Raw genomic sequence first — 21,030 nt, forward strand, 5'->3', positions numbered from 1 at the left:
GTGATCAGGCGCCGCGCCAGCGTCTGAAGATCAGTGAGGTGTTGATGCCCCCAAAGGCAAAGTTGTTGCTCTGAATGTAGTCGGTCTCAATCTCACGGGGCGCGCCCATGATGTAATCGAGCTGCCCGGCATCAGCGGCAGGCTGCGTCAGGTTCAGCGTCGGCGCAAACCACCCTTCCCGCATCATCTCAATGCTCATCCAGGCTTCCAGCGCGCCACAGGCCCCCAGCGTATGGCCGAAATAGGATTTCAGCGATGAGACGGGTGTCGTGTCGCCATAGACCGCCGCCGTGGCGAGACTTTCAGCCATGTCGCCCCGCTCAGTGGCGGTACCGTGCGCATTCACATATCCGATTTCAGCGGCGGTAATTCCGGCGCTTTGCAACGCCCGCTCGATACAGATCTGCATGGTTTCCCGCTGCGGCTGGGTGATGTGCGCCGCGTCGCAGTTGGTATGAAAGCCGGTAAGTTCCGCGTAAATCGTTGCGCCACGCGCCTGCGCATGTTCCAGCGACTCCAGAATGAGCGTTCCGGCGCCTTCACCAATCACCAGGCCATCACGCTGCTGGTCAAAAGGTGCCGGCGTGGTGTGGGGCGCATCGTTGCGCTGACTGGTGGCAAACAGGGTGTCGAACACCGCTGCTTCTGACGGACAGAGCTCCTCTGCCCCGCCAGCGACCATCACCGTCTGATAGCCGTGACGAATCGCCTCCCAGGCGTAACCAATCGCCTGGCTGCCGGAGGTGCAGGCGCTGGACGTCGGGATCACCCGGCCGCGCAGGCCGAAAAAGAGTCCGGCATTGACGGCGGTGGTGTGTGGCATCATCTGGACGTAGGTGGTGCCGGTAATATTGTTGGTGTGCTTTTCCGTCAGCATGGTGGCGAACTCGCTGACCGGCCCGGTGCTGCCGGTCGACGAGCCGTAGGCGATACCGGTTTCACCGCTGGTCAGCACCGGATGGTCAATCAGGCCCGCCTGGGTCAGCGCCAGCTCGGTAGCGCGCGTGGCCAGCAGCGACACGCGACCCATCGCGCGGATGCGCTTGCGGGTGTAGTGCGCCGGCAGCGCAAAGTCATCAATCGGTGCACCCAGCAGCGTATGCAGCCCGTCATAGACCTGCCACTCCGGCATAAAGCGCACGGCATTACGGCCGGCCCGGATCCGCGCCGAGACTTCAGCCCAGGACTCCCCGAAGGCGGTGACGCCGCCCATGCCCGTCACGACGACACGATGGATCACAGCATGCCTCCATTGATCGAAATGACCTGACGCGTCACGTAGCCCGCGATATCGGACATCAGATAGCTCGCCAGCCCGGCGACCTCTTCTGCCGCCCCCATGCGCTTCATCGGCACGATCTTCATCGCCTCATCGATGACCTGCGGGGCCAGCCCCTCCATCCCGGTGTCGATCAGACCCGGTGCAATGCAGTTAACGGTGATTTTGCGCTTAGCCAGTTCAATCGCCAGCGCTTTGGTGGCACCGATAATGCCCGCTTTTGCCGCGCTGTAGTTGACCTGACCGCGGTTGCCCATCATCCCCGACACCGAGGAGAGCGTGATGATACGCCCCCCGCGTCGCAGCGCGATCATCGGCATCACGCAGGGCTGGATCACGTTGTAAAAACTGTCGAGGTTAGTGTGGATCACGCTGTCCCACTCCTCATCCGTCAGCGCCGGGAAAGCGGCATCTCGGGTGATGCCCGCGTTGCTGACCACACCGTAGTAGGCACCATGCTGCTCAATGTCAGCCTCCAGCGCGGCGCGGGTGGCGGCGCGATCGGCCACATCAAATCCCAGAACGCGACCGCTGCCGCCTGCGGCGACGATCGCCTCAAGGCACTGCTCAGCGCCAGCCCGATCGCGGTTGAAATGGACGATAACCTGAAAGCCATCCCGGGCGAGACGCAGCGCAATTGCGCGGCCGATGCCTTTACTGGCACCCGTCACCAATACCGAATCTGTCATGGTTGATTTCCTTGTGACATTAATTGCTGTAACTCTGCTTCATTGGGTTGATACGTATTCAGACGACCGCTGGCCAGCAGCTGCGAGCCGTGGCGAATGTCGCCCTCAAAACTGCCCATGCGGTCGTCGCGCATCAGCAGCGTCATTCTGATATCCAGCGTGGCGCGGGCGAGAAAATGGGGCTGATGCGCCCGCCAGCCGCGTCCGCCGAGCAGCATACCGGGGGGGATCAGGGTGGCACCGCCCTGCTTTGCATGCCAGCCTGACCAGACGCCCACGGTCTGCGCCATCATCTCAACGCCAAACCAGGCGGGCAGTTCGCCCTGCGGCGTCAGAAAGGGCGTCAGGACGCCACCGGTGCAGGTCGAGACCTGACAGTGAACCTGATCATCGTCAACGCTAATCAGCTGATCGAGCAGCAGCATGGGTGCGGCGTGGGGCAGCCAGTACGCGGCGGGAGAATTAAAAGTCATCGGGGCGTCCCAGTATCAGACAGGTGTTATTGCCGCCAAAGGCGAATGAATTTGAGGCGATGATCGGCCGCTCCAGCGCCTGCGGCTGTAACAGCAGGCCACAATCCGGCAGCGTCTCATCCTGTGCCGCCGCCCGGAAATCCTGGGCAGGCAGGGGCAGATTCTCCTGCAGGATCAGGGCGCTGAGCGCCGCTTCGCAGATACCTGCCGCGCCGAGCGTATGGCCGGTCAGGTGCTTGGTCGAGCTGCACGGCACACGGTTACCAAACAGACGCGCGATAACACCGGCTTCCATCTGGTCGTTGAGCGGCGTCGCCGTGCCATGCAGATTGATATAGCCGACCTGCTGCGGCGACAGCGCCGCCTGCTGCAGCGCCATACACATCGCCCGTTCAGCGCCTTCGCCCTGCGGATGCGGCGCGGACATGTGCCAGGCGTCAGACGATTCGCCTGCGCCCAGCAGCGCCAGCGGCTGCGGTTCACGCGTCAGCAGCATCAGCGCCGCCCCTTCACCGATAGAGATGCCGTCACGATCGCGGCTGAAAGGCGCGCAGCGACGTTCAGAGAGCGAGGCAAGGCTGTCGAATCCGTTAATCGGCATCCGGCTCAGCGAGTCCGCCCCGCCCACCAGCGCCACATCCACCAGACCGGCTGCGATGAGTCGCTCACCGCTGATCACGGCGCGGGCGCTGGAGGAGCAGGCGGTCGAAATGGTATAGGCCGGGCCATTCAGTTGCAGGTAGTGCGCCAGAAATCGGGAAGGATCGCCCAGCTCCTGCATCTGATAGTGATAGTCAGGCTGAGGCGCACCAATCTGGCGATCGCCCTCATCCACACCCGAGGTACTGGTGCCCAGCACGATCGCGACCCGGTCAGCCCCATAGCGCGCCACGGCCGCGTCGAGTGCCGGGCGGATCTGCGCCAGCGCCGCCAGCAGCAGCTGATTATTGCGGGTGTTGTGCGCGCGTAGGGCAGCCGGAACCGGCGGCAGCTCGCCCACAACGCGGCCAAGCCAGCAGCTGCGCTCGCCGCTCAGCCAGCCGTCACAGCGCTGCATGCCGGGCGCGATGCCCTGTTGCAGATGGGTGGCAATTTCCCGGTTGTTATTGCCCAGCGCATTCAGCATGCCGAAGGCGGAGAGGTAAATCATGAGGCGTCCAGATGTTGAATGCGGATCTGATAGCCAAACGCATGCTGGCGGATGCTGATCGGCTGGCGCAGAGAGCCGCGTTGCAGGTAATCAATTTCGGTCACCAGCTGGTTATCGGCATCGAACAGCCGGCGCTTTAACCCCTGATCCTCCAGCCGCCAGCCGGACGGCAGCTGTTTCAGCCACACGTCCCGCGGCCAGTAGCTGAGCATGATGTCAGCCAGCACCTGGCTGGCTGGCGGCATCTGCGGCAGCGGCATCAGCTGCTGGGTGTGAATGCCACGGGCATCGTAGCGCAGGCTGAACAGGCGAATGCCGACCGAGGAGAGTCCGGCCAGATCGATCTGCTGCTCATCGGCGCTGAGCAGCACCAGCAGCGACTGACTCTGACCTTTGACCTGTCCGGTCAGTAATTGCTGCTGCTGAAAAGCGGGATGGATACCCGGCGGCGGCAGCGTAACCTTTACGCCCGGTTTCAGCCAGGCGGTGGGACGGCTGCTGTCAGGTGCCGGTCCGGCGCAGGCGCTGAGCAGCAGCGCCGTCAGCAGAAGAGAGGCGGCGCGGATCATCGTTTACTCCTTGATCGGGTGGGTCGCATCGCCAGCGGCGACAGCAGGAAAGCGCTGAAAATGCCGCTGCATAAAACAGTGCCAAAACTGGCAATCGCGCTGGTGCTGCTGAAGACCAGCATGCCCAGCGTCAGTAACGTCGTGATCATCGCCAGCGACACCGCCAGCAACGACGTCAGGGGCGTCCCCTGCGGATTGCTGAAAAAGAGCGTGTAGTTAATGCCGATGCCCAGCACCAGAATCAGCGCCAGCAGCGCAAAGAGATTCAGTGACGCGCCGATCCAGCCCAGCGTGGCCAGCGCCACCGCCAGCGACAGCGCCGACGGCAGCGCGCTGCGTAAGCCCGCGCGCAGGCCCAGACGCAGCACAAACGTCAGCGTGATGAACAGCAGCGCCAGCGCCAGCAGGCCGGTCAGCAGGGTGCGCCAGAAACTGAACAGCCTGTCGTAACCCGCCTTGCGGTCAATCCAGCTGACGCCGCTATGCTGCGCCGCGAGCGCTGCGAGGGCGGCGCTGTTTCTGACGCCGCTGGTGGGGATCAGCACGCCGCTGCGGCCATCCGGCAGCGTCAGCCACAGCAGTCGCCACCCCTCACTCAGCGGACTGGCCAGCCACGCCGCGGGCGTCACCGGCATCGGGGAGAGATCCGGCGCAGCCAGGGCAATCCCCGCCTGCTGCAGGCGGCTCGTCACGGTGGGCACGGCCTGTTGCAACAGCTGGCGATCCTGCTGCTGCTGCGCCAGCGATCGCAGCGGCAGCAGACGATAGCCCTGCAGCCAGCCCTGCTGCTCTGCCCTGCGAAGATCCGGTGCCAGTTTTTCCAGCCGCAGCAGGGTCTGCTGCGCGTCATCGCCCCAGACCACAAACCAGGTCTGATCGGCTCGCTGCCCCGTCAGGGCAGCCAGCTGGCGATCCTGTGCCAGCAGCGAGGCCGGCGCACTCTGCAGATGGGCGATATCATCATCCACATTCAGCCGGGCGATACCGGTGGCGGCGAACATCGCCAGCGCCAGCGGTAAGCCGACGCGCAGCCCGCGCTGCCGTCGCCAGGCGGCGAGCCAGCGAGCCAGCGGCACCATCAGCGGCACCGGACGCACCGGCAGACCGCGCACCAGCCATGGATAGATCAGAATCACCGTCAGGCAGGAGGCCGTTAAGCCGCTGGCGGCAAACACCGCCAGCTGACGCAGTCCGGGGAACGGAGCCAGCAGCATCAGCAGCCAGGCGATCGCCGTGGTGCCCAGCGCCAGCAGCAGCGTGCCGCGCACTTTACGCAGACTCTCCCACGGCGTCTGCTGATCGCTGTGAACCATCCGCTCGGTGAGATAATAGAGGGTGTAGTCGGCGGAGATGCCGACAATGCTCAGGCTCATCACCAGCGTCATCAGATGCAGTTCCCCGAAGCAGAGCAGCGTCACCACCGTGCCGGTCATGGCTCCCACCGCTACGGAGGTCACCGCGAGCAGCAGTGGTCGCAGTGAGCGGAAGACCAGCAGCACCAGCAGGATAACGCCCCCCAGCGTCATGCTGCCCAGCGTTCTGACATCATGCTGCGCCCGCTGGCTGGCGTTGTCGCTGAACAGCACCGTGCCGCGCGTCAGCAGTTTCGCCTGCGGCCAGCGGGCTTTCAGCTGCTGCTCCAGCGCGCTGAGCCGTGTCACCAGCGCATGACTTTGCTGCATACTGAAAGCGTTATTCGCCAGTTCAGCGTGCAGGAAATACCACTGCCGTCCCTGCGCATCGCGCACCGTCAGCCAGCCGTTGTGCAGCGTCAGACGTCCGGCATTCTGCGCCAGCGCCAGCTGCGCCCCCCGCACCAGCATCAGCGGATCGCCCTGCAGCTCTTTGCTGCTGACACCCGAAAATGCCGAGAAGAGCTGCGCCAGCAGCCACTCCGCCTGCGCCCCGCCGCCGTTCTGCAAGCGGCTGCGCGTCGCCTCGTCGATCAGGCCATTACGGTGTTGCCAGGCAAACCGGCCCCACGCCTCCTGCTGCCCGGCATCGAGATCGCCCTGCACCTGCCTGAGGTCAGGCAGCGCGCGCAGCTGCGCCTGCCACCAGGCCGCGATGCCGGGATCGTCCTCTTCACCGGGTGAAATCAGCCACACCAGCTGGCGATCCAGCCGCTGCATAAAGGCCTGCTGCAGCGCGGGCGGCGCAGCCCCCAGATTCTGCTGCGGCAGCAGTGCCAGCACGCTGCTGTTGAGCTGGCTGCGCGGCAGCAGAAAAGAGAGCGCCGCCGCCAGCAGCAGGCAAATGGCAAGCCAGAAGATGGCAAGCCGTCGATCGTTACGGCCCGGCAAAACGCGCCTGCTCCTCGTCGCTCAGCTGCGGCGGTTCAGTACGGGTATTGCTGAGCTGAATCAGCGTTTTATCACCCTGCTTATCGTCCAGCCGGATGCTGTCCAGAAACGCATTGCCCGCCAGCGAGATACGGTTAAAGATTCTGTTAAGCGGCGCCGCTTTCGGGGTCAGCTCCAGCGCCCAGGCACCGTTGCCGCGATCGCTGAAGGCCACCGTGAAGTTCTGATTCAGCACCTGCTGATCGGCCTGGAACAGCGCCCGCAGCAAACGGTTGAACTGGAACATCTGCGGGTTACTGTCGGCAGTGATCACCTGCGGCTTCTGCCCGCTCAGGCTCTGCACCATGCGCTTATCATCCAGCAGCAGCGTCATCACAAAGGGGGTCTGCTGATGCCACCACAGTCCCTGCTGACGCGCGATCAGCATCTGCCCGTGCGACACCAGCGGCTGACGCATCCCGGCAATGGTGCGCGTCTGGGTAAAGTCTGCCCGGATCACCGGCTGGCTGGCAAAACGCTGCTGCAGCTGATCCAGCGTGACCGCGCTGGCGGCACTGGCCCACAGCAGCAGGCCGGTTAGCATGATTTTCAGCATCCTTTCACTCCTAAACGTTCCAGTAAGATATCGGGTGAAACAAAGCACATGGCCTGACTCTCCTGCTCCACCGCCACCTGCAGGGTGTGTGCCTTAGTGGTGATCTGACCGGCGGCGTTTCGCACCTCATAGTCGATGCGCAGGCGATTCTCAAACTCCGTAATCCGGGCGCTGACGCGAATCGTCTCTTCACAGCGCAGCGGATGACGGTATTTGACCCGGGTGTCGACCACCGGCCAGACGTAGCCGCTGGCCGCCATTTCGGCATAGCTGTAGTTGATGCTGCGCAGCAGGGCTTCGCGCGCGACTTCAAAGAAGCGGAAGTAGTTGCCGTGCCAGACCACCCCCATGGGATCGCAGTCGTGAAACGAGACGGTCAGGACGACGTCAGCCTGATGTTCAGTCATGGTCAGACTCCTTGTGGTGCGCCTGCGGATCAGGCAGCGTCCAGAAATCAAAAAAGTTAAACCAGTCGAGTGGTGCCAGCAGCGCGTAATGGGCCAGCCGCGCCGCATAGCGATCCACCGCCTCCTGCAGCGCCTGCTGGCGTTGCGCACGCGGCAACAGCAGCGGATCGGCGAAGCGCTCACAGTGAATGCGCAGTTTACCCTGTTGCTGCAGGGCAAACATCAGCAGCACCGGACAGCGCAGCGCGGCCGCCAGCACAAAGGGCCCCTGCGGAAAGGGGGCGGGACGGCCGAGAAAGTCGCTCCAGATCACCCGTCGCTCGCCGCCACGCTGCGGATTGACCGCTGTGCGATCCCCGACGATCGCGACCCATTCGCCCGCATCCAGTTTCTGTTGCAGCAGGATCGCCGTCTCCGGCCCGATGTCGCTGACCGGCATCAGATTCACTCCGGCCTGCGGGGCAATGGTCTCCAGCACCGCGCGGAAACGACGGGCGTTGTCGGTAAAGACCAGCGCGTTAATCACCAGACCGCTGACCTGCTGCGCCATGGCGCGGCAGGCTTCGATATCCCCCAGGTGGGAGGCCAGAATCAGCTTCCCCTGCGGTGCGGGCGTGCGGATCATCGCTTCCGCACCCGGTGCAAAATCGATATCACGCCCCCAGCGCAGATCGCCACGCCAGCTGGCCACTTTATCCAGCATCGCGCCGCCAAACCGCAGGAAATGGCGATAGCTGTTAAGCCGGGCCGGCAGCGCAATCTGCCGCTGCTGCGCGGCGTGGCTGACCTGCGCCAGCCACTGCCGGGAGGCGCTGCGCGCACGCTGGCCACTCAGCCAGTAAACCGCCACCACCGGCCAGAGCAGCAGGGTAAAAGGCAGGCGTCCACCGTAGCGATAGACGGCCAGCATAAAGCGCAATCCCCACTGCCCGCGCCGTTCCGTTTCCACAGACCAGTGCGTCTGCGGTCTGCGCATCGCCAGCAGGCGGGGGATCCGCGGTAGCATGCCGAAAAAGAGCCGGGTGTGCATCCAGGAGATGCGCAGGTTGTCATAGAGGGCATCGAAGTGCGACAGCCCGCTGACCGGATAGGTGACGCGGGTCGGGATAAAGCGACTGCGGGTGCCCTGCCAGTAGAGCCGCACCATGATTTCAGTGTCGAAATCCATGCGCTGTCCGACAGGCCGGCGGTCGCACAGTGCCAGCGTGGCGGCCAGCGGATAGACGCGGAAGCCGCACATGCTGTCGCGGATCGACAGCGACAGCGTCTCAATCCAGACCCAGAAATGGGTAATGTAGCGGCCATACAGGCGTGATTTGGGGATGGAGTCATCGTAGAGCGGCTGACCGGAGATCAGCGCATCGGGATAACGCGCCGCTTCCGCAAGCATTAACGGCAGATCTTCCGCCTGATGCTGACCGTCCGCGTCGAGCTGAACCGCGTGGGTGAAACCGCGCGCCGCCGCGGCCCGCAGGCCGTGGATCACCGCCGCCCCTTTGCCCTGATTGGTGTCGAGCCGCAGCAGGCTGAGATGCGGGGCGTGCAGCGTCGCCAGCTGCAGCTGGGTCGCCGCATCGCTGCCATCATCCACCACAATGATCGGCAGGTTAAAGGGAGCCAGCCGCGCCAGCACCGACGCCATCATCGCGCCGTGGTTGTAGCAGGGGATCACGACGCAGGGTGAGAACGCAGTCGTTAACACAGCGCGATCTTCCCGCTGCTGGCACTCTGCTCGCCCGCTTCACTCAGCAGGCTGTAGCGAAAACTCAGGCGCGATTTTTCGGCGTGCCACTCAAGGTGCAGCTGCAGCAGCGCGCCGGGGGGTACCGGCTGCTGGAATTTGATGTTATCGATGGCCGCAAACTGCCTGCCGGGAGCAAGCAGCAGCAGACCATAGTGCATCACCCAATCCAGCTGTGCCACGCCGGGCAGAATGGGCAGGGTCGGGAAGTGACCCTGAAACCAGAACAGTCCCGGCTCAACCTCTAACGTCAGCGTGACGCTGTTCGCCTGTAACGTTCGGCTGCGTTCAATCGGCAACATGAAAAAGTTCCTCTATTTGCGGCCAGGCGCGTTTGCTCTGTGCGGTGACCGGAATGGTGGCCACAACCCGCCAGTAGCGTGGCATGGCCAGTGGCTCCAGCCAGCGTTGCAGCTGCTGTTTCCACTGCTGACGGCGCTGATGCAGCGCCGCCTCATCCAGCGGTCGGGTGGGCGAAAGCACGACGCCTATCGCCTGCCGTTCATGGCGGGTCACCACCAGCGCCACGGCATCCTCTATCTCCGGCAAATCCCGCAGACGGCGCTCAATCTCACTGAGAGAGATGCGCTTGTCCGCGATTTTGACAATGCGGTCATGGCGGCCTGCCAGCTGAAAACCGCCGTCCGGCTGTTTGTGCAGGCGATCGTCCAGCGGGATGCCGTCCGCTGCGGCAATCAGCGGCGACCAGACCTGCCAGCGATCGGGACTCACCTCCTCCAGCCGGACGCCGGGGAAACAGCGCCACGCCTCCCCGGGCCGCGCCCACTGACGCCAGGCCAGGGTGCCGGTTTCGGTGCTGCCATAGATCTCACTGACCCGACAGCCAAAGCGCTGCCAGACCTGCTCAGCATCCGATGCGCGCAGCGCGCCACCGGCGGAGACAATCAGTTCACAGGCGGGCGTCTGCAGCGACCTGTCCAGCCGCGATAAAAAAGCGGGACTGCTGATAAAGGCATAGCGCCAGTGACGCGGAAGCTGAGCCAGCTGTTCGCCATAAAACAGCGGCTGGGCGGCGAACGGGCGCGCCAGCGTCATCGGCAGAAAGATCCGGAACGATAAACCATACAGGTGCTGATGGCTGACCGAAGCAATCACCCGGCACGCCCGGAGCTGTTCACCCCACAGGGCGCAGAGCCAGCGGCTCTCCTGCTCCATCACCGCCAGGGACTTTACCACCTGACGTGGCGTGCCGGTTGAACCCGATGTGAACAGCACCAGCTCAGCCCTCTCCGGCAGCGGCGGCAGCGCGCCCTGCGCTTCGGCCTCATCCCACGCCAGCCGTGGCAGGCTGACCGCCAGCGGCATGTCGCACAGCACGCCATCCAGCCGATCCTGCATCTCATCGAGCAGCGCGGCGCGGGCATGACCCGGCATCACCGGCGTTTTACCGGCATACCAGCTCGCCAGCAGCGCCACGCAGAAGCGGTAGCTGTCGTCAAAACAGAGCGCCCAGTGTGTGCCCGCCTCTGCCGCTAAGCGCTGGCTGAGCGCCAGCACCTGACGGCGCATGGTGCTGAGCATCAGCGTCTGATCGCCCCGCCAGGCGACTTCCCGGTCGGCGCCCGTCAGCCAGTCGGCCACTCTCATGCTTTGCGCCTCACGCGCTGACGGACGCACCACTCCGCGCCCATCAGCGCGGCGATAAGCAGATAGCTGATCGCGCCGTTCCACAATGTCCAGAGTCGCAGATTCCCCAGCAGGCAGGTGAAGAGCGCCATGCTGCCATTGCCGATAAAGAACAGGCACCAGATTTGGGTGACGCGGCGGGTGTAGCGCACCGCAGCAGGCGGAAGCACGGGCTCACGCAGTCGGGCGATACGTTCCACCAGCGGCATCGCGCTCCAGAGCGAGGCGCCAAACAGCAGCAGCATCGCCAGATTGACCGCCACCGGATACCACAGCAGCAGATGCTGCGAGCGCAGCAGCTGACTGCTGATACAGAGCAGCGCGCCGAGCAGGGCCAGCCAGCCCATCACCGCCCCCATGGCCGTATGCTGACGACGCAGCTGCAGCCAGCGCAGCCCAAACAGCAGCGCCAGCAGCCAGAAAAGTCCCTGCCAGCGCGGCTGGGTGAGCGCCAGCCAGACCAGCAACGGCCAGGCCAGCAGCGTCAGCAGATTGAGCAGGCGAAGAGTGGCAGCAGGCACGGCGGGATCAGGCGTCTTCGCGCATCAGTTGTTCGACCGCATCGACCACGTCCTGCACGGTTCGCACCGCGCGGAAGGTTTCCGGTTTGATTTTACGACCGGTGCGTTTCTGCAGGTGAACCACCATATCGACGGCATCGATGCTGTCGAGTTCGAGATCCTCATACAGGCGGGCCTCAGGATGGATATCCTCCGGCGCAATTTCAAACAGGCTGGTCAGCAGGGCCGAAACTTCCTGATAAATCTCTTCTTTTTTCATCATAAAATGGTCTCCGCGTTCAGCTGCGCTGTTGGTTGACGAACGCTGCCAGCGTCGCAACAGAGAAGAAGTGGGCACGCAGGGTTTCACTCTCCGCAGAGAGCGTCACGCCGTAGCGATTTTTCACCGCCAGGCCAAGCTCCAGCGCGTCAATTGAGTCCAGGCCGAGGCCGTCGCCAAACAGCGCATCTTCGGTCTCAATATCCTCGGGGCTGAGATCTTCAAGGTTCAGCGTGTCGATAATCATCTGTTTGATATCGTTGATTAATACATCCATACCGGTTTTCGTCTTACCTGTTCTGGGGGACCAGCGCCTGTTGTAAATGGCGGGTCAGGCGACGCGCGGCCAGCGGCTGCGCATCGGGATTGCTTTCACAAAACGACTGACTGTCGATTCGCGGTTGTACACGCACAGTAAACAGCGGTTTAACTGGCGGAATCTGATACCAGCGGCTCTGCTTATCGAGCATGCGCTGGCTGCAGGTGATGTGGACGACGCGCAGATCGCAGCCGGCGCGCACGGCGATATTGGCGGCGCCCCGCTGCAGGGAGAGCGGCTGACCGTAGCGGGTGCGGGTGCCTTCCGGAAAGATCAGGATATTGTCGCCGCGCGCCAGGCGCTGCTGACTGTCGGGCAGCAGCGTCTCCGCTTCACTGTTGATCAGGTAGTCGGCCGCGCGGATCACCCCACGCATAAAAGGATTCTTTTGCAGATCGGCCTTCACCAGACAATCCATCTCCGGCAGCACCGAGGCGATCATCACGTAATCGATCAGCGAGGGATGGTTGGCCACGATCAGGCAGCCGCGATCCTGCTGCAGCAGCTCAGCGCCTTCGATGCGGTAGTCGTAGACCCCGGTCAGGCGGCAGAACCGAAGAAAGCAGCGGAAGCTGAACGCGATAGCGCGTCGGGCCAGCAGACGGCGGCGCAGGGAATCACGCTGAACCAGCAGCAGCAGATTGAAGCCCACCAGCGACAGCAGCAGTCCACCCAGGCCAAACAGCGTGAAACTCAGCGCGGTCATCACCAGACGCCAGCAGTAGTTCAGGCGGCTGCCCGCGCAGAGTGCCGGTTGTGAACAGTCAGCCATCTTCTCTCTCCCAGTGCCATGTCAGGCGTTCACCCGGCAGGCTGAACGCGGGCGACGCCGCCAGCCACTGCTGCAGAAAACGCAGGCTCTGCGGCCACAGCGGCGCGTGGGTCTGCGCCGGTTCAGGGCGACCGCTGCAGCACAATGCCTCGCCTTTACCCAGCAGCAGCGCCACCGCATAAGGCACATTCATGCCCTGCTCCGGCAGCCAGTGTTGATAATAATCGGGCACGCAGCCGTCGAAATCGACCAGCAGCACCTGCTGATAACCCGCCTGATGCAGGGCGCTGACTTCAATCAATCCCTGCTGGAAAGAGTCGATGCCGGCGGCGATGGAGGTGGAGACCAGTGGCGCTTTGGCCGCAATAGTCAGGCTGCCCACCGCCGAGTTGTGAACCGACATGGCAAAATCAGTGGGTGACATCATCTGCTGATCGGCCAGCGTGGTGAGGATGCGCAGGTTACGCTCCAGTTCGCCGTGACGGCTGGTGAAGACGATCGCGTCCACCCGCTGCCGGGCCAGCAGTGCCAGCCCGCACTCAACCGCCGCACGACTGCCGCCGCTCAGACGACGCGCGGTCATCATCGGTAAAAACTGCGGTTTCGCCATCTCTCCTGCGGGATCGATAGCGGTGCCCTGTCGCGCCCAGTTCTGCCACGCCTCGTGCCCCTGTAATCCTGGAGCCATGGCCTGCCAGTCGAGCAGTGAGTAAGCGAGTCTCATCTCAACATTCTTTCGTCAAACGTGTGGTGTCAGCAATTATCAGGACGTTACGCCTGCCCGGTGCAGAAAAGTGCATTGCTGAACGCCTCTGCCGATCGCGCCACGGGCGTTCACGGTAGAGGTTTATGCTGAGGTTCAGCAATAGCAGCTCATCTGATTTGTCGGCCGGGTGGAGCCAATCTTTATACTCAGGTCCTCTGACGGGACGTTATTACGACGGGAGACGCCTTATTGCGCCGCCAGCGCCGACAGGCGTAACTGAATGTCCTGATCCAGATTGGCGATCCAGCGGTTGTAGTTACTGTGGATCTGCCCCTGCCCTGCTTTCAGGTTTTCACTGCTGACATAATCGATGCGGTAGTTCTGGCTGGTGTAGGTGATGCGAATGGTCGCCGCGAAACCACGCTGGGCCAGGCGGCCAGTGATCACGCCTGGCGATACGGGGGTCATCACCCATTTACGGCCAATGCCGGCTTCAATGATCGCCGTTTTCATCTGGTTATCGCTGTAGCGTTGCGTCAGGCTCTGATTCACATTGTGAATCGGTGCGGTGCGGGCACAACCGGTCAATAACGCAGCAACCACGGCCAGCGTGAAAATCGTCTTCTTATTCATCAGGAATCCCTTCTTTTATGATATTTATCAGTAATATAAACGGATAATTCGCCGTGCGCAGCCTGCGCTTTTCGTGCGCTTTTCCGTCTGGCTGGTGTAAAACCCGCGCATGATACCATCGAATGTAAAGACAGGTAAGCAGAAGTATGCATCGCTTTATAGCGGATATTCGGGGGATTGCGGCGGAGGAAACAGGCTCTCCTGCTGTCGTCAGGGGGCCGATCCGCGCCGTCAAACTCTGGCGACGGCTGGATCGGCCTGGACGACTAGGGCGTTGCGGCGGGCGTCCAGCCTCCCCCCAGCGCACGATAGAGATCGATCTGCGCCAGCAGGAGGTTATTTTTGACGGTGACCCGATTAAGCTGGGTGGAAAACAGGGTGCGCTGCGCATCCAGCTCATCCAGATAAGAGGCATAACCGTTCTGATAGCGGTTGCGGGCAATGCGCAGCGCCTCGGTCACGTAGGCCTCCTGCTTTTGCAGCTCCTGAAGCTGGGCCTCTCTCTGCCTGATGGCGTCAACCGCATCGTTGACTTCCGCGAAGGCGTTGCGCACCACTTTTTCATAGCTGTAAAGCGCCTGGTTCCGCGTGGCCATTGAGACATCGACCTGCGCCGTCAGCGCTTCACGGTTCAGCAGAGGCGCCAGAATGCTGCCGCCCACGCTCCAGAGCCGGAACGGATTATCCGCTAACTGATGCAGCACCGAACTCTGCAGGGTGCCGCTGGCGGTGAGGTTAAGCGACGGCAGCAGCCTCGCCTGTGACGACGCCAGGCTGGCATCGGCCGCCAGCAGCTGACGCTGCGCCTGCACGATGTCGGGACGGCGGTTGAGTAGCGCAGAAGGCAGCAGCGACGGCATCTGCTGCGGCAGAATCTGGTCAAACTGCTGACGCCGGGCAAGGGTACGCGGGTTCATTCCCACCAGAATGCTCAGCGCATTCTGCTGCTGGGCGATCTGATGCTGCAGCTGCGGTATCTGCGCTTTGGCCGACTGATATTCTGAGGCCGCCTGCATCCACTCCAGCCGGGAGGTGTAGCCGGTTTCAAACTGACGCCGGGCCAGCTTCAGCGAATTATTGCGGGTGGCGAGCGTCGCCTCGGTGACCCGCAGCTGCTCATCCAGCGCACACAGGTTGAGGTAACCCGACGCAACCGAGCTGGCGATGGTCAGCTCAGCGGCAGACGCCGCCGCCTGCTGCGCCGCTAAGGTCGCCTGCGCCGCCGTGATGCTGCTGCTGCGCGCGCCCCACAGATCAACCTCGTAGCTGCCCTGTAAGACGCCCTGAAACACATCGGTCTCATAAGGCTGCCCCGTCACTGACGAGAGCGTGCGTTCACGGGTCGCGGCCACACCGGCGCTGACGGTGGGAAAGTTATCACCCTGCGTGGCGCGCAGCTGGGCGCGATACTGATCGACCCGGGATCGCGCCGTAAGAATATCGGGATTGTTGCGCAGCGCCTGGCTGACCAGCCGGTTGAGATACTCATCATGAAAAGCACGCCACCACTCGGCCTCCGGCGCGGCGCCGGGGCCGACACTCTCCCGCCAGGCCGCCGGGATCGGCAGCGAGGCCGGTGCCTTTTCAACCTGTGTGGCGCAGCCTGACAGCAGCAGTGACAGGACAGCGATCGCTAGGCGGCCCCTCATGGCGCAGCCTCACCGGCGGGCCGGGCGGCCGTATCGATGCTGACCTCCACGGACATGCCGGGACGCAGCTGTGCCATATCCTGCTCCTTCAGGCGGATGCGAACCGGAATGCGCTGTGCGATTTTGACAAAGTTGCCGGTGGCGTTGTCGGGTGAAATGGCACTGAACTCTGAGCCTGCAGCCGGGGAGATAAACTCCACCTCGCCGTTAAAGCGCTTGCCATCCAGCGCATCGACCCGAATCGTCACCGGCAGACCGGGACGAATATGGGCCAGCTGGGTCTCTTTCAGATTGGCGATAATCCATTTGTGATTGGGCACCACCGACGTCAGGCGGGTTCCGGCAGTGACATAGGCGCCGGTGCGGACCGACAGCTGACCGAGCTGGCCGTCATCCGGTGCGGTAATCCGGGTATTCGCCAGGTCGATCTCCGCCAGTTCCAGAGCGGCACGCGCGCTGGCGACATCCCCCTCCAGCGCATCACGGTTTACAATGACCGTTTGCAGATTCTGCTGTGCCACAGCGATCTGCGCCGCCGCCTGACGCACCTGCGCCTGCGCCTGGGCGCTGGCGGCACGGGCGGCATCACGCTCACGCACTGAGAGCGATCCGTCCGCCGCAAGGTTCTCAACCCGCTTCAGATCGAAGCCGCTTTTTAACGCCTGGGCTTTGGCATTCTCCAGTGCCGCTTTGTTGCTCTGAATCGTCGCTTCTGCGCTGCGACGCTGCTGCAGGTTATTGTTCAGCGCCGCCTGCTTCATCGCCAGCTGCGCCTGCGCCTGATGCACCCGCTGACGATAGATCCGATCGTCAATCGTCATTAGTAACTGCCCTTTTTTCACCGGCTGCAGATCGATCACCTCCACCGAGGTGAGATAGCCACTGACCTGCGGGCTGATAAAGGTCACCTGACCGCGCACATAGGCATTTTCGGTGCTCTGCACCGCGCTGGTAAAGGGCCAGAGTTGCCAGGCGTAGAGAATAACCAGCACGCCCAGCACCACAATGCCGCTACCCACGGCGACAGAAAGAATACGGCGGCGATTAACACGTTCGCGTTCTGCAGCCTGAAGCTCATCCTGCTGACTCATTGTTTCTCCCTTAAATCCTGTAATGCGGCCAGCTGTTGCTGCTCACGCAGGTTAAATCGCGCCTGACGCCACTCCAGATAACGGCGACGGGTTAAACGCCAGATTACCCACATCAGCGTCGCCAGCGCCAGCGCGGCGGTGAGCAGATAGGTGTCGTTATAGGCGAGCACGTTCGCCTGCAGTGTGGCGACCGTCTGAAGCTGGCTGGTGCTCTGCGCACCGCGCAGCACGCTGTCACCCACCAGCGGGTTAAACAGCGCATTGTATTGGCTGAGCCGCTCGGTAACATTAGGATCGAGCAGGGAAAGCTGATCGCCCAGCAGGCTGGAGTGATATTTTTCGCGCCAGACCTGAAAGGTGCCCAGAATGGCGGAACCGATCAGACCGCCGAGGTTCTGGCTCATGCCAAACAGCACCACAAAACTGACCAGATTCTTCGGCTGGGTCACGACGCTGCCAATCCCCATCAGCATGGCGGGCGCCATAAAAAAAGCGCTGCTGAAACCCAGCAGGAACTGGCTGAAATACATTTCGGGACCCCGGGTCAGCGGGCTGGATTGCGAATCCATCAGTGAAGCGATAATCATCACCACCAGCGAGGCGACAATCGGCCAGTTCAGATGAGTGGGTTTAATGGTCAGCGCGCTGGCAGCAATGCCAACAATGACCCCGGCGATAATGGCCAGCGCCAGACCGCGCATCTGATCGTTCTGCAGGCCAAGCTGCTGTAAGAAGCCGACCGCGCCGGTGTTCTGTTCGGCCAGGACGATACGGATCATGATCATCACGATGCCCAGCCGCACCATGTTGCCGCTGCTGAGCCAGCGGGTATTGATCAGCGGATTGCGCCGGTTATGTTCGATCACCATCGCCGCGACAATCAGCGTCAGCGCTATCGCGGTACAGATACCGAGCCAGGGCGTGGTGAACCACCACTCAATCCGCCCCAGCGACAGCACGCCGCACAGCAGCGCCATGCCGGGTGCCAGCAGAATGAAAGTAACGAAATCCATTTTCTCAAAAGTTTTGATGCGGTCACCCGGCGGCAGTTTCACCATCAGCACCCCGCCCAGCGCAATCATCGCCAGACCGAGTTCAAACAGATAGAGACCGCGCCACTCGTTGAGCTGCAGCAGTTCAGAGGAGAAGAGTCGGGCCAGCGGAATGGCGAGCTGCGACACCGTCAGGCCGATAACCAGCGCTTTCAGGCGATGTTTTGCGGGCCAGGCCTGCACCTGATAGTAGATGCCGAGTGAGCTGAGGGCGGCCGCCACCATGCCGTGCGCGGTGCGCACAATAATTGCGGAACTGAGGTCGTTGGCAAACAGATGAAAGAACGCCACCAGCACATAGAGCACCAGGAACGCCTCGGTAAAGACCCGCAGTCCAAACTGCTGGCGGAACTTCACCAGCAGCAGGTTGATCGAGATATTGCCCATCACATAGACCGCAGGCAGCCAGGCAATTTCATTCGACCAGGCACCAAAGGTGCCCTGCAGATTGACCAGATTTGCTGTGACCAGCGCGTTACTCAGCGCACCGGTCAGGGAAATCAGCAGACCGATCAGGCCAAACGCCAGGCGTTTGGGCATCGGGTGCAGCGGGGTCGAGGGCGAGCCCGGCAGCATGGGTTTTTCGTGCGGTAACCACTCGCGTGCAGCGTAGGGATTTCGCTTTGCCACTGCTACATACTTCCCATACGACTCAGCAGTTGTTGCAGCACACGTTCGGTGACGGCCAGATCCTGCGGGTCGATATCAGCCAGCATCTCCGTGCGCAGCGCATCGGCCTCGGTTTTCACGCGGGCAAACGCCTCGTTGCCTTTTTCGGTCAGCACCAGGTGGCGCTTGCGGCGATCTTCCGGCGGCTGCACCCGCGTCAGCAGTGACTGTTTGACCAGCCGATCCACCAGCGGAACCATGCTGGCATCTTCCAGCCCCAGCAATTGCGCCAGTTCGGTTTGCGTCATGCGTTCCGGTTCGCTGGCGATGAGGCCAATAGCCATCCAGCTGCTCATACTTAAGCCGCTGTCTCTGAGATGACGATCTACCGCCAGGCGCCAGGCATGTGCGGTCAGGTGCAGTAAATGGGTGAAGGTACGGGTATGCTGAGACAAATGTTAGCAGCCTAATGGTTAGGATTCTGATTAAATAGAGAGGTTATTATACGCAAAGCAAAACGGGATTGAAAAGCGCCCGTTCTGTTAAAAACTAGTGGATCGCGGCAGAATGTCCAGAGTCCGCTATCGGGAGCCCGATAATATGAAACAGCCAGCAGCAAACTGGGTGGATCTCCGCCGTGACGCCATCAGCGGTATTGAGGCGCTGCGCGCTCATTTTACCGGTCACGCCTATGATCCGCACTGGCATGATAGCTATCTGATCGGTGTGACTGAGCAGGGAGTACAGCAGTTTCACTCGCGGCGCAGACAGCACCGGAGCCGACCCGGCACGGTGTTTATGCTGGAACCGGAAGAGCTGCATGATGGGGATGCCATCAACGAACAGGGTTTCACCTACCGTATGCTCTACCTTTCTCCACAGCAGATTGCACAGCACCTCAACCCGGCCGGGCGTGACGCGCCGCCCTCCCCCGCGTTACAGTTTGCTGCAACGCTGCGCGACGATCGGTCGCTGGCCTATGCCGTCTGGCATGCATTCGAGGCACTGTGGCACAACCATCCCGCCCTGATCAAAGAGGCGGTTCTGGATCGGCTATTCTCTCAGCTCACGCCGCACCAGCAGATCTTCCTGCCCGATCGCCACCCGGATAAAGATACGGTGCTGGCATTACAGGCGCGTGACTGGCTGATCGCCCATCATGCGGAAAATCCCGGCCTGGCGCAGATGGCGCAGCAGCTGCAGGTGGACCGCTTCCGGTTATCACGCCTGTTTCAGGCGCACTGGGGCCTGCCGCCTCACGCCTGGCTGGTGCAGTGGCGGCTGAGCCAGGCGCGCCGGAAGCTGGCGCAGGGCCAGCCGGTTGCCGACGTGGCCGCCGCGCTGGGTTTTGCCGATCAGAGCCATCTGGGGCGCTGGTTTAAACGCGCCTGCCAGCTCACGCCGTCACGCTATCAGCACGCCTGCACAAATCTTCCAGACCCGAACTGACGCCGTTGCCACAATGCGTTTTTTGAGTGAGGAGAAACGCAATGCAGGACTTACGATGTGTGATGATACTGAATGCCGCGCTGCCAGCCGGTAAAGCCACCAACGCCGCTGCCGTGCTGGCATTAACGCTGGGGCAGCGTCATCCGGAGCTGGTTGGCGATGCACTGGAAGATGCGGAGCGCCATCCCTCCCCCGGTCTGATCAGCACCGGTATTCCCGTGCTGGCGGCCACCGATGAGCAGCTGCGGGCACTGCTGCTGCAGGCCGAAGCGGCCGGGTACGATCGGGTGCTGTTTCCCGAAGAGGGACAGACCACCACCGATTATCAGGCGCTCAGCATCGCCCTGCGCCAGCAATCGCGGCGGCAGTGGCGGCTGCTGGGTCTCGCGATCGTGGGTGATAAAAAAGCGCTGCGTAAGCTGACGGCAAAGCTGGCGTTATTTGCCTGATCACCCTGCGGGGTGCCTGACTGTTTTTATCTGTCCGGTCGAATCTGCGGGTTGTATAGGTTCTCTGTACAGATTTTTTCTCGGAATAATCCTTATAAGCTGCTGAAAAGCGTTAAATAGCACATTTTGCAAAAGGATTCGATTGTACAGATTGGCTTTCATTGTATAACTTTACTGCCACGAGTTGTCATGCGACTCTGTAACGAATGATGCACTTGCGTCGCCTCTGAAGGTGTCAGTGGATTTCCACCTTCAGAGGTTATTTTTTATCTGCGTTATGTTCACGCTGGCACCATCGCATCTGTCCATGCGATGGTTTTTTTGATTGATTTTGTCCTGACATCCGAACCGGAATCGGGCTGTTATGAAGGGCTTACACATGCAAAATACACTTCCCCGGACTGACCAGGAAATTGCCGACTATTTCAATCCCGCAGCGAATAAACCCGCCAGCGAGATGGAAATGCTGGGTGTCCTGATCGCAGAAATCCTGCAATCGGGTATGCCTGTCAGTAATAAGGCCATTATTTCAAAGCTGATCCACCGGCTGGAACTGGAAAGCGACAGGGATTCGCTGGATATCTACCGTCAGCTGCTTGACCTGGTGGTCCACAAAACCCCGGATGACTTTTAACTGTAGTCGCGATTCCAGGGAGGGAATCCACCGC

The 21,030-nt window shown here is 62.0% G+C and carries 24 protein-coding genes; 3 read left to right on the plus strand and 21 right to left on the minus strand.

The window, feature by feature from the left end; genetic code table 11:
- Nucleotides 1-4 precede the first annotated feature (4 nt).
- From OJ965_RS14140 to OJ965_RS14240, 21 genes are all read right to left on the minus strand, one after another.
- A complete protein-coding gene (locus OJ965_RS14140; protein ID WP_009090922.1) occupies nucleotides 5-1,240 on the minus strand; it encodes a beta-ketoacyl-ACP synthase in 1,236 nt (411 codons plus the stop codon).
- Nucleotides 1,237-1,968: a 3-ketoacyl-ACP reductase FabG2 gene (locus OJ965_RS14145; protein ID WP_009090924.1), complete on the minus strand. Its 732-nt coding sequence runs from the start codon at nucleotides 1,966-1,968 to the stop codon at nucleotides 1,237-1,239. The genes OJ965_RS14140 and OJ965_RS14145 overlap by 4 nt, the downstream gene beginning before the upstream one ends.
- The gene (locus OJ965_RS14150) at nucleotides 1,965-2,441 is read right to left on the minus strand and encodes a hotdog family protein (protein WP_265136488.1); all 477 of its coding nucleotides are present in this window, start codon (nucleotides 2,439-2,441) and stop codon (nucleotides 1,965-1,967) included. Before OJ965_RS14150 ends, OJ965_RS14145 begins: the two co-directional genes overlap by 4 nt.
- The gene (locus tag OJ965_RS14155) at nucleotides 2,431-3,591 is read right to left on the minus strand and encodes a beta-ketoacyl-[acyl-carrier-protein] synthase family protein (RefSeq protein WP_265136490.1); all 1,161 of its coding nucleotides are present in this window, start codon (nucleotides 3,589-3,591) and stop codon (nucleotides 2,431-2,433) included. The genes OJ965_RS14150 and OJ965_RS14155 overlap by 11 nt, the downstream gene beginning before the upstream one ends.
- Nucleotides 3,588-4,160, minus strand: a complete 573-nt coding sequence (locus tag OJ965_RS14160; protein ID WP_111208051.1) for a DUF3261 domain-containing protein — start codon at nucleotides 4,158-4,160, stop codon at nucleotides 3,588-3,590. The genes OJ965_RS14155 and OJ965_RS14160 overlap by 4 nt, the downstream gene beginning before the upstream one ends.
- Complete coding sequence (locus tag OJ965_RS14165; protein WP_265136495.1) at nucleotides 4,157-6,463, minus strand: MMPL family transporter; 2,307 nt, start codon at nucleotides 6,461-6,463, stop codon at nucleotides 4,157-4,159. The genes OJ965_RS14160 and OJ965_RS14165 overlap by 4 nt, the downstream gene beginning before the upstream one ends.
- Nucleotides 6,450-7,058, minus strand: a complete 609-nt coding sequence (locus OJ965_RS14170; protein WP_265136497.1) for a LolA family protein — start codon at nucleotides 7,056-7,058, stop codon at nucleotides 6,450-6,452. Before OJ965_RS14170 ends, OJ965_RS14165 begins: the two co-directional genes overlap by 14 nt.
- Nucleotides 7,052-7,465 carry an acyl-CoA thioesterase gene (locus tag OJ965_RS14175; RefSeq protein WP_009090934.1) on the minus strand — a complete coding sequence of 138 codons (414 nt, stop codon included), beginning with the start codon at nucleotides 7,463-7,465 and terminating at the stop codon, nucleotides 7,052-7,054. Before OJ965_RS14175 ends, OJ965_RS14170 begins: the two co-directional genes overlap by 7 nt.
- Nucleotides 7,458-9,167 (minus strand): glycosyltransferase family 2 protein, encoded by a 1,710-nt coding sequence (locus OJ965_RS14180; RefSeq protein WP_154927871.1) that lies wholly within the window; start codon nucleotides 9,165-9,167, stop codon nucleotides 7,458-7,460. Before OJ965_RS14180 ends, OJ965_RS14175 begins: the two co-directional genes overlap by 8 nt.
- Nucleotides 9,161-9,508, minus strand: coding sequence for a 3-hydroxyacyl-ACP dehydratase FabZ family protein (locus OJ965_RS14185; RefSeq protein WP_111208054.1), 348 nt, complete (start codon nucleotides 9,506-9,508; stop codon nucleotides 9,161-9,163). The genes OJ965_RS14180 and OJ965_RS14185 overlap by 7 nt, the downstream gene beginning before the upstream one ends.
- Nucleotides 9,495-10,814: an AMP-binding protein gene (locus tag OJ965_RS14190; protein ID WP_265136502.1), complete on the minus strand. Its 1,320-nt coding sequence runs from the start codon at nucleotides 10,812-10,814 to the stop codon at nucleotides 9,495-9,497. Before OJ965_RS14190 ends, OJ965_RS14185 begins: the two co-directional genes overlap by 14 nt.
- Nucleotides 10,811-11,374, minus strand: a complete 564-nt coding sequence (locus OJ965_RS14195) for a COG4648 family protein (RefSeq protein WP_046101575.1) — start codon at nucleotides 11,372-11,374, stop codon at nucleotides 10,811-10,813. Before OJ965_RS14195 ends, OJ965_RS14190 begins: the two co-directional genes overlap by 4 nt.
- Nucleotides 11,375-11,381: 7 nt before the next feature.
- Nucleotides 11,382-11,636: an acyl carrier protein gene (locus OJ965_RS14200; RefSeq protein ID WP_265136504.1), complete on the minus strand. Its 255-nt coding sequence runs from the start codon at nucleotides 11,634-11,636 to the stop codon at nucleotides 11,382-11,384.
- Nucleotides 11,637-11,652: 16 nt separating this feature from the next.
- The gene (locus OJ965_RS14205; protein WP_009090946.1) at nucleotides 11,653-11,910 is read right to left on the minus strand and encodes a phosphopantetheine-binding protein; all 258 of its coding nucleotides are present in this window, start codon (nucleotides 11,908-11,910) and stop codon (nucleotides 11,653-11,655) included.
- A gap of 13 nt (nucleotides 11,911-11,923) precedes the next feature.
- On the minus strand, nucleotides 11,924-12,724 hold the full coding sequence (locus tag OJ965_RS14210) for a lysophospholipid acyltransferase family protein (protein ID WP_009090948.1): 801 nt from the start codon (nucleotides 12,722-12,724) through the stop codon (nucleotides 11,924-11,926).
- Nucleotides 12,717-13,448 (minus strand): beta-ketoacyl synthase chain length factor, encoded by a 732-nt coding sequence (locus OJ965_RS14215; RefSeq protein WP_265136507.1) that lies wholly within the window; start codon nucleotides 13,446-13,448, stop codon nucleotides 12,717-12,719. The genes OJ965_RS14210 and OJ965_RS14215 overlap by 8 nt, the downstream gene beginning before the upstream one ends.
- A gap of 228 nt (nucleotides 13,449-13,676) precedes the next feature.
- Nucleotides 13,677-14,063: a hypothetical protein gene (locus tag OJ965_RS14220; RefSeq protein ID WP_009090952.1), complete on the minus strand. Its 387-nt coding sequence runs from the start codon at nucleotides 14,061-14,063 to the stop codon at nucleotides 13,677-13,679.
- A 266-nt stretch (nucleotides 14,064-14,329) separates the two neighbouring features.
- Complete coding sequence (locus OJ965_RS14225) at nucleotides 14,330-15,712, minus strand: efflux transporter outer membrane subunit (RefSeq protein WP_265136511.1); 1,383 nt, start codon at nucleotides 15,710-15,712, stop codon at nucleotides 14,330-14,332.
- Nucleotides 15,709-16,803, minus strand: coding sequence for an HlyD family secretion protein (locus OJ965_RS14230; RefSeq protein WP_154927874.1), 1,095 nt, complete (start codon nucleotides 16,801-16,803; stop codon nucleotides 15,709-15,711). The genes OJ965_RS14225 and OJ965_RS14230 overlap by 4 nt, the downstream gene beginning before the upstream one ends.
- Nucleotides 16,800-18,485 carry an MFS transporter gene (locus tag OJ965_RS14235; RefSeq protein WP_033736341.1) on the minus strand — a complete coding sequence of 562 codons (1,686 nt, stop codon included), beginning with the start codon at nucleotides 18,483-18,485 and terminating at the stop codon, nucleotides 16,800-16,802. Before OJ965_RS14235 ends, OJ965_RS14230 begins: the two co-directional genes overlap by 4 nt.
- 2 nt (nucleotides 18,486-18,487) lie before the next feature.
- The gene (locus OJ965_RS14240) at nucleotides 18,488-18,919 is read right to left on the minus strand and encodes a MarR family winged helix-turn-helix transcriptional regulator (protein WP_009090959.1); all 432 of its coding nucleotides are present in this window, start codon (nucleotides 18,917-18,919) and stop codon (nucleotides 18,488-18,490) included.
- A gap of 145 nt (nucleotides 18,920-19,064) precedes the next feature.
- Here OJ965_RS14240 and OJ965_RS14245 point away from each other — a divergent pair, with 145 nt between their 5' ends.
- The 3 genes from OJ965_RS14245 (at nucleotide 19,065) to OJ965_RS14255 (ending at nucleotide 20,996) form a co-directional block, all read left to right on the plus strand.
- A complete protein-coding gene (locus tag OJ965_RS14245; RefSeq protein WP_265136515.1) occupies nucleotides 19,065-19,913 on the plus strand; it encodes a helix-turn-helix transcriptional regulator in 849 nt (282 codons plus the stop codon).
- A 41-nt stretch (nucleotides 19,914-19,954) separates the two neighbouring features.
- The gene (locus OJ965_RS14250; protein WP_265136517.1) at nucleotides 19,955-20,362 is read left to right on the plus strand and encodes a DUF2000 domain-containing protein; all 408 of its coding nucleotides are present in this window, start codon (nucleotides 19,955-19,957) and stop codon (nucleotides 20,360-20,362) included.
- A 379-nt stretch (nucleotides 20,363-20,741) separates the two neighbouring features.
- Complete coding sequence (locus OJ965_RS14255; protein ID WP_033736573.1) at nucleotides 20,742-20,996, plus strand: biofilm/acid-resistance regulator YmgB/AriR; 255 nt, start codon at nucleotides 20,742-20,744, stop codon at nucleotides 20,994-20,996.
- Nucleotides 20,997-21,030 lie beyond the last annotated feature (34 nt).

It is taken from the genome of Pantoea anthophila, from assembly GCF_026104315.1.
GTDB classification, from domain to species: Bacteria; Pseudomonadota; Gammaproteobacteria; order Enterobacterales; family Enterobacteriaceae; genus Pantoea; species Pantoea anthophila.